Genomic DNA, 13385 nt, shown 5'->3' with positions numbered 1-13385 from the left:
CGGTGTTGGCCGCCATACCTTGGGCATCTGCGCGGCACGACGGAAAGCGGTCGGGGCGCTGCTGCTGGCTGCAAGGGACGATCATCCATGTTCTTCCCTGTCGTCCGCCGCAGCCGATTTCGCTGGCGGCCTGTCGCGCAATGCGGCGACCGAGAACTTCACGAGCCGGACTGTCGCATCACGAAGCACGCCGCTTTGCGCCGCGCAGTCGCCTAAGCGCCATAGCACGCGAGCAGCGCGGGCGATGCCTGCGGCAGCGGCACGTGGCCTCGCATCAGAACCTGGGCGCTGCGGCGGTAGGCGGCGCGCACGATGTCAAGTTGGCCGTCGACCATACGCGTATCCAGTAGGGTCGTCAAGATACCGGCCGGATTCTCGATGTGCACGCTATGCAGGCCAGGGTCGCCGACTGGCACGCCGCGCGGCAGGGCCAGAGCGTGGGCCACTGTCCCAGGAACCAGACAGGCGGCGGCCAGGCAGCAGCCGCCAGAGACCGCCAGCGCCGCGTGCGCCCGCTGCGGCGTAAAGTAGCGGGCCGCGATGTCGCCGCCTTCGCGCGGGGCCGACACCAGGCAGACCTTCGGCATGGTTTCGCTGGCGGCCAGACGGGCTGCGCTCAGCAGCGCGCCGTCGTCGCCGCGCAGGCGCATGCGCAGGCCGGCCTCGGTCCACAGAACGCGTAGGCGGGCTTTGAAGTCGCTGTCTGCGTCCAGTTCGGCCGGCGTTTCATCGCCGCGTTTGCCCAGTTCGGAGGCCGCCACGATCACCATTGGCACCGCCACGTCGACACAGCTGACGGTGACGCCGAAAATGGTGTCGCGCGCGCGGCCAGTGGGCAGCAGGGCGCCGGTCTTGGCCCCGGCGGGGTGATGCAGGTGCAGGTCGACGCCAGGGTGGTAACCCATCACGCCGGGAATTGCCACCTGCGCAAGTCGGCCGCCGACGCGCTGCAACTGGGCGCTCAGTGCACTGTCCGTATTGCGGTTTTGGATCGCGATGCGCAGGTCGCCGTTCTCGGGGCCGGCCGGCAGCAGGCCGCTGTCGAGCGCGAACAGCGGCAGGGCGGCCGACATATTGCCGCAATTGACGCTCCAGTCGATGGCGCTGCGGCCCGGGGCCAGTTGCGCCAGGGTGCTGGTGATCTCGCGTGAGTGCGCGTCGACCTCGACCAGGAAAACTTTGTTGCTGGTCGGGGTGCCGCGCCCCAGGCCGGTCAGTTGGCGGTCGCCCGGGACATCGTGGTGCAAGGGAACGCCCATGATCAGGCGGATCAGTTCGTCGCGCAGGGGGCCGGCCGGCGGCAGCTGGGGCTGCCACAGCACGGCGCCGGTGGAGGTGCCGCCGCGCATGGCGTAGACAGGGAATTGCAGCACGCCGTCCAGCATGCAGGGCCGCAAGTGCTGCAGCATAGGGTGGGGGAAGCTCGGGTAATCGTGCATTGTCGGATTCGGCTTGGGAAAGGGTTCGGCGCCGGGCGCCAGGCAGGTGGGCGTGATGCTAGCCCCGGCAGGGGCGTGCCGCCGGCATGGTGCTGCTTTCTCGGACCGATGCACCCCGGCGCAGGTCTTCAGCGCAGTCCCGGCAGCATGGCCTTCACCTGTTGCCCCAAGCGTTCGGCCAGCAGGCGGTGAGTCTGGGTGGTCGGGTGCAGGGTATCCCAGAACAGGAAGGTGTGCGGGTCGCGGCAGCTGGCGCGGGTGCGCTGCCGCAGCATGTAATCGAGCGAGGAGCTGCGGTTGATCTCCAGACAGGAGTCCGTGACGTTGGCGAACTGGTAGCGTGCCGGATTGGCAAAGACGTCGTTGAACAAGGCGTAGGCATCATACAACTGGAGATTGAGGTCGGTATGCCGGCTGCGCAGACGTTGGACCAGTGCCGCCAGTCTGGCGTTGTAGTCGCGGACCTGGGCGGCGATACGGGTGGCATCGCCGCGGTATTTGAAGACCGGTGCGCGCGAGACGTCGGGCAGGTTGAGCAGCAAGATGTGCCGGGCGCCCGCGTCGACCATTTCGGCCAGCGCTTGCGTGACGTTGGCGCTCACCTGGTCGACGCTGCGGCCATAAGTGAGCAAGTCGTTGCCGCCGATCCAGACCGTAAACAGGGTATGTTCTGCGCGATAGCCGCTGGCTTCCTGCATATATTGGCGCCACGAACGGACCTGCTGCAGCAGCCCCGGCACTACCAGGTGGGCGGTATCGCCGGCGGCGCCACCGACGGCCCAGTTATACAGAGGCAGGCCGAGGTGCCGGGCCAGATACTCCGTCCAGACTTGCTCGTTGCTGAACCGTCCCAGGTACCAGCTCTGGCTGTTCGGCAGCCGCCACAGCGAAGCGTTGTACATATTCTGCGTATCGGACAGGCTGTCGCCGAAGGCAATGAGTTTGTTGATCGCACCGGCCGGCGTAGGCACGTCGTTGCTCCAGATGGTGTGGTTGAACGACAGCGCGTTGTTGGCGGCCGCAAACATCGCCAGCGGCCGGTCGATGCCGGCGTGCTCCAGGGTGCTGCGGCAAGTTTCCGCCAGCGCTTCCTGCGTGGCGTCGCTATAGAACATATTGCGCCATTGAAGGGGACTGGCCGACCACCAGTAGCCCTCGACCCGGTAATACTCGCCATCGGCCTCGCGCGCCCAGGCATAGCTGGTGGCGGGGCGGCGGGCGTCGTCGTCGACCCGGAAGAAGCAGCGCAGATAGGTCTGGGTGGTGGCGCCCGGCGCTGTCTCGCATTCCGAGCGGGATCGGCCGAGCAGCTGTTCTTCGCTCAGCGGTCCGTCTGGAGAATAGCAGGCGCCGAGGCCGGGGTCGGGCGCGGCGCTGGCTACCTGACTGAGGCAATAGAACAGGGCGGGAATGATGAAATTCTTCAAGATGTGGCTCCGTGAAGCAAGGACCCGGTGCGTGACCGGGCGGGGGGCGGGGGGTTAATTGGTCCTAGTTGCGGCGGCAGGATATTGTTCAGTCGTAAAGTTATTTGCGCGGCCGTGTAAAAATCGGACTGATTCACCTGTGCCGGACGGCTCTGGGGACATGTTGGCAGTCCGGAAAAGTGTGTCTATCGTGTATGATTATTTTCATCCTTGACACAGCCCCAGACATGCGCACCGTTTCCACCGCCTTGACCCTTGCCCTGCTGTTGTGCGCCACCTTGCTGCTGGGCGGGGGGCGCGCCCACGCGGCGCGCCAGGCCGAGCCTGCCGCGGCGGTGCTGCACGTGGGCTGGTTCAACGCCGGCGGACATTACCTGTTGAACTATGCCGATGCCTCCGGCATGCACCAGGGCTTGACGCCGGATACTCTGCGCGCAGTACTGGCTGGCCGGCGCATCGTCCCCAGCTACCACCACTACGATAGCTATGCCGCCGCCGAGCAAGCCTTGCGCAGCGGCGAGATCAATGTCCTGCTCGACATGTTGTGGACTCCGCAGCGCCAGCGCGACTTCTGGCTGTCCGCTGCCTACGCCAACTTGCCGGTAGGGGTGGTGCAGGCGCGCTCGGCAGCCTCCATCGACAAGCTGTCCGCGCTGGACGGCTTGCGGGTAGCCGTGATAGGCGATGCCTGGCGCGACCACCTGCTGCAGGCCGCGCCGCAAGCGCAGGCGGTGGCGGTTGCTACTCCGCGAGAAGGGGTGCTGGCGGTGGACGAGGGACGCGCCGATGCCTATCTGGGGTTCTACTTCGCCGGCCTGACCGAAGTCCAGCGCGGCGGCATGGGCACTTTGGAGGCGCACCAGCTGGCCCTGGCCAACCGCTCGGTGCACTTCATGGCGCGGCACGACGATAAGGCCACCATTGCACTGCTGGCCGGTGGGTTGAGCGCAATGACCACGCAGGAGCGCAACGATATCCGCGTGCGCTGGCTCGATGCTCTGCAAACGGCCAGCCAGCACGCGCTGGCTTTCAGCGCCGATGAGCGCGCTTGGTTGGAAGCCCACCCGGCGCTGAAAGTCGGCATTCCCGGTTTTACCAGCCCATACGACTACCTGGACGACGAACAAAATTGGCATGGCCCGGGCGCCGAATTGCTGCGCCGATTCAGCCTGAGCGCCGGGATCCGGCTGGAACCGATCCTGCTCTCGCGCTACGAAGCGCCACACGAGGCGCTGCAGCGCGGCGTGATCGACGTCACGCCGTCCTATACGGTGGGCACCGGTGACGGTGCCATCCTGGAAACGAAACCGTATACCCATGAACCGTGGGGCTGGGTGCGCAAACTTGACGATACCGCTGCCGTACGGCGGGTGGCAGCAGTCACTTGGCGCCTGCGCGGCATCAAGACTGCGCCCGGCCTGCAGGAGTATGACATCGTGCCGGTGGCCAGCACGGCCGAGGCGCTGGCGGCCATTGTGGCGGGGCGTGCCGACGCCGCCTATGTCAACCTGTTCGTTGCAAACGACCTGATCAGCCAGTACTACCAAGGGCGCTTGCAAGTGGCGGCAGAGCAGTCCGGCGCGGAATTCCTGAGTTTTGGGCTGCCTGCTGGCAATGCCGTGCTGCGCGATATGCTGAATCGCGCCATCGCCCGCTACCGGCCGGGCGAACTGGAACGGCTGGCGCACGGCAGCCGCCAGACCGTGCTGTCGGTGGGCTACGACAAACAGAGCGTGTGGCGCACGGCGCTACTGATTGCCTGCCTGGTGCTGGTCGTGCTGGCCGGCCTGGGCTGGACCATTCACCGCATCCGCGCCGCCGGACGTGCGGCCGAACTGGCGCGCAAGGATGCCATTGCCGCGCGCCAGCAGGCGGAGGCGGCGGACCGTGCCAAGTCGGTATTCCTGGCCACCATGAGCCACGAAATCCGTACCCCGATGAATGGCGTGATCGGCGTCATCGACCTGTTGCAGGACAGCGGACTCGACCCGCAACAGCGCCGCTACCTGAACGTGGCAGAGCAGTCGGCGCGGCTGCTGCTGCGCGTACTGAACGATGTGCTCGATTACTCGAAAATCGAAGCTGGCGCGCTGACCCTGGAGCAGGCGCCGTTCGATATGTATATGGTGGCCGACCATATCGCGGTGCTGTTCCGGCCACTGGCAATCGAGAAGGAACTCGATTTCGGGGTGGCCGTCATGCCCCACTTCGACCGCTTGGTGCTGGGCGACGCGGTACGCCTGACCCAGGTGACGGCCAATCTAGTCAGCAACGCAATCCGCTTCACCGCACACGGCGCGGTGACGGTTGAAATGCGCAACCTGCTGCGCCACGGCCGCCCGCACTTGCAATTGCGGGTATCCGATAGCGGCTGCGGTATGTCGCCTGAGTTCCAGCAACGCCTGTTCACCCCCTTCCACCAGGAAGAGCGTCCGGGCGCCGCCAGCCGCAGCGGGACTGGGCTCGGGCTATCGATTGTCAAGGAACTGGCCGACATGATGGGTGGCACGGTGGTGGTCGAGAGCGCCCCCGGTGCCGGTACCACGGTGCTGGTCATGCTGCCGCTGACCTGGGGTGAAGCGGCACCGCCGTGGCCCAGCCTGGCAGGGCGCAGCGCGCATGTGGCGCTGGATTCGCCGCCGCTGCGGCGCGCGGTGCAGGCCTGGACACGCAAGATGGGCATGGCTGGCGCGCCGGCGGCGACGGCGACGCTGCAGGTGAGCGATGCCGGCAGCGCGGGCTGGCTACTGGCAGTCCCTGGGCAGGCACCCACCACGGTATTCACCCGCAGCGACTTTGTGCGCGAGGCTGAACGCTTGCTGGGCGGCCTGCCGGCCAGGCCACGGCCCAAACCCAAGGCGCCGGCCCCCATCGCACTGGCAGCCGACGTGCTGCTATGCGAGGACCATGACATCAACCGCGACATCATGGCCCGCCAGCTGGACAAGCTCGGCTTTGTGGTGCGCAGCGCCATCGATGGCGAAGACGGGCTGCGGCAGTGGCGGCAGCGGCAGCCGCGCATCGTGCTGGCCGACTGCCAGATGCCCAGGCTGGACGGTTATGGCCTGGCGCGCGCGATCCGTGCCGAGGAGGCGAAGCGCGGCCTGCCGCGTACGCTGATCATCGCCGTCAGCGCCAGCGCTTCGAAGAGCGACGGCGACAACTGCCTGGCGGCGGGCATGGACGATTACCTGCCCAAGCCGATGACGCGGCAGATGCTGGCCGACTGCCTGCTGCGCTGGGGCATCGCGCCCGTGCAGCAAGAATAACGTTCGAATGTGTCGGCAGACTGTTTGCCGGCAGTAAAATTGACCGAGCCAGCCCTACGCCAGCGTTGCGGTCGCTAATCATTAATGGAGTACTTTATGTTAACGAGGCAATATCTGCTTTCTTCCCGCCCCATGCATACGATGCATATCGCCGTGCTGGACGACCATCCGGTGATCGCACTGGGGACGGCAGCCTACCTGCGCAGCCAGAGCGATTTCAAGGTGGAAGTGGAGGAAACGTCGGGAGATGCCTTTGCTGCCATGCTGGCCAAACAACCATGCGACGCAGCGGTGCTGGATTTCTACCTGCCCGAGGCCACGACAGACGGCTTCCACTTCCTGAAGCGCATCCGTCGCCTGTTTCCCGACTTGATCATCGTGACCTTCTCCGCCGGCAAGGCGAGCGAGATTGAGTATGCGGCCTTCCGCGCCGGCGCCAACGCCTTCGTGCCCAAATCGGCGCCGCTGGAACTGCTAGGCGAAGCGATCCGCATGGCGGCCACCCTGCCGCATTCGTTCTTTGCCGTGCGCGGCGGCCGCATCGACAAAGTCCAGCCGCTTAGCGCGGATGAGCAATTGACCGCTTCCGAAGTGGAAGTCCTGCGCCACATCGCCAATGGCCTGTCGGTGACCCAGGTGGCCGAGCGCCTGAGCCGCAGCAAGAAGACGGTCAGCACGCACAAGCGTAGCGCGATGACCAAGCTGGGTCTGGCGGATGACTTGTCGCTGGCGCTCTATCTGAAGGAAAAATTCGATCAGGGGCACCACGATGCCCTGTAAGCCCCGCCCAGGGTAATTCGGTCCGAAATCCCGCGTCGGGCGGCCGGCGCGCGGCACTCTGCTTCTATTATTTCTTATCAGTAATGCCGCTTCGGCGAATTGCAACAGGAATAAGGATGGCAGAAATGAACGAAGACTTCCATGTGCGGCAATGCGTCCGCGCGCTGGGCGCCAAGAACGGCATCACTGGGTGGGATCTCGATGGCGATGGTTCCTCGGGATTGCGGCTGCGCGACGGCAGCGAAATCTATCTACGCTATGCGCCGGCCGCGCACCGGCTGTACGTGTATGCCGTGCTGGCCCCCCTGTCGTCCAACCGTCGGCCTGAGATTGCCTTGAGCCTCTTACAGAACAATTGCCTTGAAGAGGGCTCGGAAGGCGGGGTACTGTCGGTATCGGATCGCCTGGCGGCATTTGTCTACCATGTGGCGCTGCCGTCCGACCACATCACCGTCGGAAAGTTGGAGCATGAGATCAACGCTTTCCTGGTCAAGCGTCGGCGCATGGCGCAGCTGGTGGCGACGCGCTAAGGAGCTTGCCATGAACCGAACCGCAATATCCCCTGGCGCGGGCCGCAGTTCGCGCCATGCCGTCGACAGCGGCCGCCGAGCCTTGCTGAGAGCTGCTGCGCTGGCGCCGCTACTGTCCTTGCCGGCCTGGGCGCACGATGCCGGCGTGCCCCGTGCGCGCTATCGCCTGGCTGACCTGGAACGCTCCTTCGATGGCCGCCTCGGCCTCTGCGCCATCGATACGGCGGACGGCGCGCGCTTGACCTATCGCGCGCACCAGCCTTTTCCCGTGTGCAGCACCTTCAAAGTGCTGCTGGCGGCGGCGGTCCTTGAACGCGACATCCATGCTCCGGCTCTGCTGGCGCGCCGCATCCATTACGGGGCGGCGGACATGGTGGCCTATGCGCCGATCACGCAGCATCATCTGGCCGATGGCATGACGGTGGGCGAACTGGTCGACGCGTTGCTGCGCTACAGCGACAATGTGGCGGCCAACCTGCTGATGCGCCTGATCGGCGGTCCGGCCGCCGTGACTGCCTATGCGCATGGCATCGGCAATCAATCGTTCCGGCTTGACAGCTGGGAACCCAACCTGAATGCCGCCCCGGACGGCCCGCGCGACACGGCGACGCCGGAAGCGATGGCGCACTGCCTGCAGCAGTTGGTCCTGGGCGAAGAGTTGCCGTCGCCGCAACGCATGCAATTACGGGCTGGATTGACCGGCAGCGTCACCGGCGCCTCGTTGATACGCGCCGGCGTACCGCCCGGCTGGCTGGTGGGGGACAAGTCCGGTGCCAGTGCCGCCTTCGGTACGCGCAACGATATCGCCGTCCTGTGGCCGAGCGAGGGCGCCCCGGTGGTCCTGGCGGTGTACACCACGCGTCACGCGCGCGACGCTACCATGCGCGACGATGTGGTGGCCGCCGCAAGCCGCATTGCCACCGAGTGGATACGCGAGCGGCGCTAGCCGGACGGCCTTTCCCTTGGTCCGAGATTCTCCGCCGCCGCCGCCGCCGCGCCGGAGCGCCCCTACCATACTGCCTCCGACAACTCTGCATTGACTGCGAGGCACGCAATGAATAACCACTCGGTAATCGGCCGGACTGCTGGCGCATTCAGTTGCGTCAATTACGTGAAGGGTATCGGCTCGATCGCCAGTTATCTTCACGCTGCCAAGCAGGTGGCCGCTGTTATGGTCGGGGCACCCCTGCGCGCCAACGCCAAGGTGCCCGACGCCGGCGCGCCGGGTGGCGCTTCCGCAACCGAAGGTGGTATCAACGGCGCCACTGCTATTGGCGCGCCAGACGTGCTGCGATCGCCCATGGACGATCCGGTGCCCCTGCATCGCCTGCGCACAGGCGAGGCGAGGGCGACCTCCAGCTGGATCACGGTCAACCCGAACGATTATCCGCGCGACCTCGGCGAATTCACCGACGTGGTGCTGCAAAACCTGGCGGAAGAGGGCGTTCCGGCCCGGCATCTGGAGCAACTACGCCAGCGCGAGGGCCTGTGGCGCGAAATACATGGCCAAGTGAATCGGGGGGAACTGCGCACCGATGGGGCGCGCCTACTGCTGGGCGCGACGTCGGAACTGGAGAATCAGGCTTTTCTGAACGATCAGGGCATCTACCAGCACTTGCCCACCCCAAAGCGTATCCGTCTGAAGGCAGTGGTCCTGTATTTGGGGCAGGTGCTGGCGCAGTACCAGCGCCCGCTTGACGCCTACAGGCGTCCAATCACGGGCTATCCGACCTTGAACGGCGGCGACGACGCGGAGCAGTTTGCCAATCAGGTGATCGGCCATGCAGGCTCCTGCGGTGGCAAGGCGGCCATTCAAGGCTCCAAGCGGGCGCACGAGCAAATCTGCGACGTGGCCCCGAGTGAGGCCGCCAAGAGGCTATGTCGAGACCAACTGGGCAGGCGCGCAATCGGTACGAATTCGCGGCGCGAACAGGCTGCGGCCGATCTGGCAAGTAAAGAGGCCATGAAGAACTTCAATGCGCTGCGTAATGCGTTCGACGCGACGGTTCCCGTCGGTACGCGGCATCCGGCCCGCGACGCCGGCCAGACTGCCGCGATCTTGCTGGGGGCGACTGGTTCGGACAGCGCCGCATATGCCGGATGTTTGCAAAAGCAGATGCCGAAACAATTCGATCCGCCGGCGCAGGACGCGCCACCGGTGCCCTCCGCCGCGCAGCAGGGGGCCGGTGCGATGACGCCTGCCATGCCCCAGAATCAGGATGTGGAGCCCATGGACACGAGTACCGGGGCAATGCTGGCTGCAGTTGGCAGCGCTGCGGGCGCGGTGGACTTCGTGCTCGATACCTTGATCCGCACCGTCACTTTGCAGGGCAATGCCGCCGCTGCCACCCCCATTCCGCAAACCACCACGCCGGCCTACCTGGCGGAGGAAGTGCAGGAGGACAGCCGTTACGTCAGTGCGTTGGCCCGTTCGCTGCGCGGCTGGGTCGACTACAGCAAAGCCAACCAGAGCGTCAACGCCTATCATGCGCTGCACGGTGTGTTTCAGCATTATGGCGAGGAGGTGCCGGAAGAGTTCACGCGAACTTTCGACATCACGCTGCTTGAGGATGAGGAGCGGCTGGACGAAGCCGCCGTACTGTACCATCAGTTGCGCAATCCCGGTCCCGATGCCGAAGCCGCGATGCCGCGCTCGGAACAATTGCGCACGCGCCTGCTGGACGACCTGCGCACAGAATACGTCGTTTTGCATGCGCTGGAACAGTTGCTGGCATCGCCGCGCAATATTTCGGCGCCGTCGCCATATTTCACTGGTTTTGCGATCGCGGACGCGTACAACAAGACTTTCGACCAGGTACTGCAATCGCCCAGGGTGTCGATCGACACCGGCTTCCGTGCTTTGTCAGCGGCGCGCCAGCGCGAACTGCTGGAGGCGAAGTTCGCGGACGTGGGCGAAAGCACGCAATTCGAAATCGGCACGGCGCGGCAGTCCGTAGCCAGTACCCTGATCCGTATGGCCCGCTATCGGGACCAGCCGGTACCGGGCCCATTCGCCTCGAACCAGGAACTGGCGCGCGCTTACGTGGAAGCTGAGCAGCAGTGGGCCGCCGACAACAGCAGTTTTCCCTTGCACCCGCGCCTGCAATTCTCGGAGCACATGGCCGCCGCGAGTGGCGTTGAAGTGATGAGCACGGCGGAGCTGAAGGCGCGCTACGACGCGATCCTGGCGATGGCGCAAGGCCACATCTTGTCGTATCCGCCCGAGGAGCGCAACTCGAATAGCGCCCTGGACCCGGAATCCTGGGTGACGAGCGTCGCTGCCAGGTACAACCGGGGAGGCGCGAGGTGGGACCAGCAACCCGCTGAGAGGCAGCGCAAAGCCATCCAAGCGGTGCTGAACGGCTTGCGCGCCATGTGTGAGCGCTCCGAGGAACCGGGATTTGGGGTACGCGCAAAGCACGTCGTCTATGACTTCGCAGCCAAGGTCAAGCAAGCTGGCCTGTTGAGCGAAGTGGTGGTGGGCGATACGCCGATGGAAAAGGCTTTCGCTGTGGTGGAGTATGGCACCGAACGACTGTATGCAGCCCTGAGTGATCCGCCGCGCTTCGACCGCCAGGCCGCCGCCCTCAAGATACTGCAAGAAGAGTTCCGCCTGGATCCGGAGTATGCCAGGAATACCGGCTTGCTGGAGAAGTTCATGCAGTGCGTCGACCAGCCGCTGCTTGACGGCAGTAAAATGTGGATCGGTACACGATTTGTCAAGCCCATTGACTTTTTGCAGCCAGCCGTCACGGCATACAACGAACGCTTGCTGAGCGATCCCTGGGTGCGCGCCAAGGCCAAGGAAAACCTGCGTCTGCGCGGGGCGCCGATGCGCGACGTCGACATTGAGCTGGAAATGCGTAGCGTGGCCGAGCCGTATAAGGCTGAAAGCGAGTACCACAAGCAGTTAATAACCATGTTGAACGTCGAATTGGGCAGTATTCCGATCGTCGGTGGGATATGGGGCATTTACCAAGGCTGGCAGCATGGAGACAAGATCGAGATGCTGATGGGCTTTCTAAATCTGCTCGAAGGCTCGGCCGGCGACTTGCGCAGCCTCAGCCTGAAGCTGCTCAAGCCTGGGATGGGGCAAGCCTTGTCCGATTTCAAGCGCATTACGGGCAAGCTCGGCGTGCAGGATGTCCCGCGGATTGACGACGTGCCATTTAAATTCAAGGCGCCGACGCCAGGCGACCTGCTGCCGGAGGCGCATATCGCCAGCACCATCAACTTCAAGGTGCGCGACGGGAACGTGCCGCGCGACTTGCGGCCGCTAGCCGCGCGTGTGCGCAGTGGCGAACGCGGTGTGACCTGGAAGGGACACGAAGTGATCCTGATCGAGAACGAGGACCGGGTGGTGCCGGTGAAAAACCGTGGCGGCGCCTATCAGGAGCTGGACTGGCAGACCGAACACCCGGTCAAGAATGGCAAGCTGATCCACCAGGACCCGACGTCACGCGGCTACCGCAACGACCAGCAACTGGCGGGCGGGATGCCCCTGCCGGGCCATTCCGGCCGGAAAAAGACCAGCGACGGCACACGGGTCGCGAACAGGGAGACAGTGGTCGCCGTGAAGGAGCTATTAAAACCCGCCAACGATCGCAGCCGGCAGAATTTCAACACTTTGTTCGAGCGGAATTTCGCTGTGTTCGACCTCGGGAACTGCATGACGAGCTGGGAGCTGCCGGGCCAGCCCGGCAGCGGCATGCAAGGCTTCAGGCAGTTCATGGAGCAGCTATACGACCGCAGCGAAACTTTCCGTCGCATCATGAATCACTTTGACGCCCATGGCCGCCGCGTAGACCGGCGCTTATGGAAAATCCATTTCGGCGGCCGTGTTCAAACTACGCACGCGATTAATCCGAGAACCGATCATCAAGCGCGCGCAATCGATATCCCGGCGACGATGGTGCACGCCTACACGGCCGCGAATGACGTGCCGACTTATACCAAGGAGAACGCGGTGGTGCACGAACTGATCCACGCCCTGTTGTTGGGAAAAGACCCCAATTTGCCGGACCAGACCGTGAACGCTCGGCCTGTCGTGCCCACCGACACCGGCAGCCCATCGTTCCTGGCCGACCGCATTCTGTTCGAAATGGGCAAGGACGTGCCGGAACGGGTGACGTACGCCGACTTCAGGCGGGGGGCGGCGGACCCGCGCGTGCCGGTGGCGGCGAACGATGCGCAACTGGATTCCTACCATATCGACAAAATGCTGAACCGCCACCGCTTGCCACCGACTGCGGACACCGTTGTGTTGGAACAGCGCCTTGCCGAACGCCCGACCGTCACGCAATGGCAGCAGTTGCAGCAGGCGCAGCGGCAGCCACCGGCCAGGCCAAGCGCGACCTTGCGCGCCGGCCGGCGCCTGGATGCGTTGCGCGAACGCTTCGAGCTGCCGGACGGCGCCGCCCCGCGAGCCTTCGAGAGCGTGTGCAAGCGTTTGCTGAAGAGTCGGACCTTCCGCAACCTGCTGGAACGTATGCCCGAGCGCGCCGAGGGCAAATGGCAGTTCGTGTTCGACGAGGCGACGGCCCAGGCGGACTTGCCGGCCGGCCAGGCCTGGGCCGGCGCCGCCGACCGCACCACCGGCAAGCTGTACGTGTTCGACGATCATTCGCAGTACCTGGAACAGGAGGGCTTGCGCGATACCGAGTTTGAACGCAAGGTCACCACTGCCTTCGTCAATGCCATGACTGAAATGGAAGCCCCGGCCCAGCCGTTGAAGAGCCGTGGCGGCAAGGTGAAACTGGTCGACGAGATCCTGCATGAGGCGGGCTATCACCATCCCACGCAATTGGTGGCGGCGCGCGCGCGCTCCAACGATTTGGCGTCGCAGCGGGAGGTGACGGCGGAATTGATCAAGGCACGCCGGGCGGTGCTGGTGGAAGAGGACTATCTCAAACTGCAGCGGCAACAGGCGGCCTGAGCGCG

The 13385-nt window shown here is 64.9% G+C and carries 7 protein-coding genes; 5 read left to right on the top strand and 2 right to left on the bottom strand.

All coding sequences use genetic code 11. The features are described 5' to 3' along the window. Window positions 1-212: 212 nt before the first annotated feature. Window positions 213-1439 carry a PrpF domain-containing protein gene (locus ACN9MW_RS20410; protein WP_426162350.1) on the bottom strand — a complete coding sequence of 409 codons (1227 nt, stop codon included), beginning with the start codon at window positions 1437-1439 and terminating at the stop codon, window positions 213-215. Between the two features lie 128 nt (window positions 1440-1567). Continuing rightward, on the bottom strand, window positions 1568-2866 hold the full coding sequence (locus ACN9MW_RS20405) for an SGNH/GDSL hydrolase family protein (protein ID WP_426162349.1): 1299 nt from the start codon (window positions 2864-2866) through the stop codon (window positions 1568-1570). A gap of 227 nt (window positions 2867-3093) precedes the next feature. Here ACN9MW_RS20405 and ACN9MW_RS20400 point away from each other — a divergent pair, with 227 nt between their 5' ends. From ACN9MW_RS20400 to ACN9MW_RS20380, 5 genes are all read left to right on the top strand, one after another. After that, the gene (locus ACN9MW_RS20400) at window positions 3094-6135 is read left to right on the top strand and encodes an ATP-binding protein (protein WP_426162347.1); all 3042 of its coding nucleotides are present in this window, start codon (window positions 3094-3096) and stop codon (window positions 6133-6135) included. 96 nt (window positions 6136-6231) lie between these two features. Further along, window positions 6232-6915 (top strand): response regulator, encoded by a 684-nt coding sequence (locus ACN9MW_RS20395; RefSeq protein WP_426162346.1) that lies wholly within the window; start codon window positions 6232-6234, stop codon window positions 6913-6915. 116 nt (window positions 6916-7031) lie between these two features. Further along, the gene (locus tag ACN9MW_RS20390) at window positions 7032-7445 is read left to right on the top strand and encodes a type III secretion system chaperone (RefSeq protein WP_426162345.1); all 414 of its coding nucleotides are present in this window, start codon (window positions 7032-7034) and stop codon (window positions 7443-7445) included. 10 nt (window positions 7446-7455) lie between these two features. Then, window positions 7456-8391, top strand: a complete 936-nt coding sequence (gene bla / locus ACN9MW_RS20385) for a class A beta-lactamase (RefSeq protein ID WP_426162343.1) — start codon at window positions 7456-7458, stop codon at window positions 8389-8391. A gap of 108 nt (window positions 8392-8499) precedes the next feature. Then, complete coding sequence (locus ACN9MW_RS20380; protein WP_426162342.1) at window positions 8500-13380, top strand: hypothetical protein; 4881 nt, start codon at window positions 8500-8502, stop codon at window positions 13378-13380. The last annotated feature ends 5 nt before the right edge of the window (window positions 13381-13385 follow it).

The sequence above is a fragment of the Pseudoduganella sp. R-34 genome (assembly GCF_049904655.1).
In the GTDB taxonomy this organism is placed as follows: domain Bacteria; phylum Pseudomonadota; class Gammaproteobacteria; order Burkholderiales; family Burkholderiaceae_D; genus Rugamonas.
The sequence above is the reverse complement of the archived record's forward strand: the minus strand, read 5'-3'. Positions and strand labels throughout refer to the sequence as shown.

Coding starts and splice junctions, on each gene's coding strand:
- ACN9MW_RS20395 (WP_426162346.1), top strand. CDS start 6,232: ATGTTAACGAGGCAATATCTGCTTTCTTCCCGCCCCATGCATACGATG.
- bla (WP_426162343.1), top strand. CDS start 7,456: ATGAACCGAACCGCAATATCCCCTGGCGCGGGCCGCAGTTCGCGCCAT.
- ACN9MW_RS20410 (WP_426162350.1), bottom strand. CDS start 1,439: ATGCACGATTACCCGAGCTTCCCCCACCCTATGCTGCAGCACTTGCGG.
- ACN9MW_RS20380 (WP_426162342.1), top strand. CDS start 8,500: ATGAATAACCACTCGGTAATCGGCCGGACTGCTGGCGCATTCAGTTGC.
- ACN9MW_RS20400 (WP_426162347.1), top strand. CDS start 3,094: ATGCGCACCGTTTCCACCGCCTTGACCCTTGCCCTGCTGTTGTGCGCC.
- ACN9MW_RS20390 (WP_426162345.1), top strand. CDS start 7,032: ATGGCAGAAATGAACGAAGACTTCCATGTGCGGCAATGCGTCCGCGCG.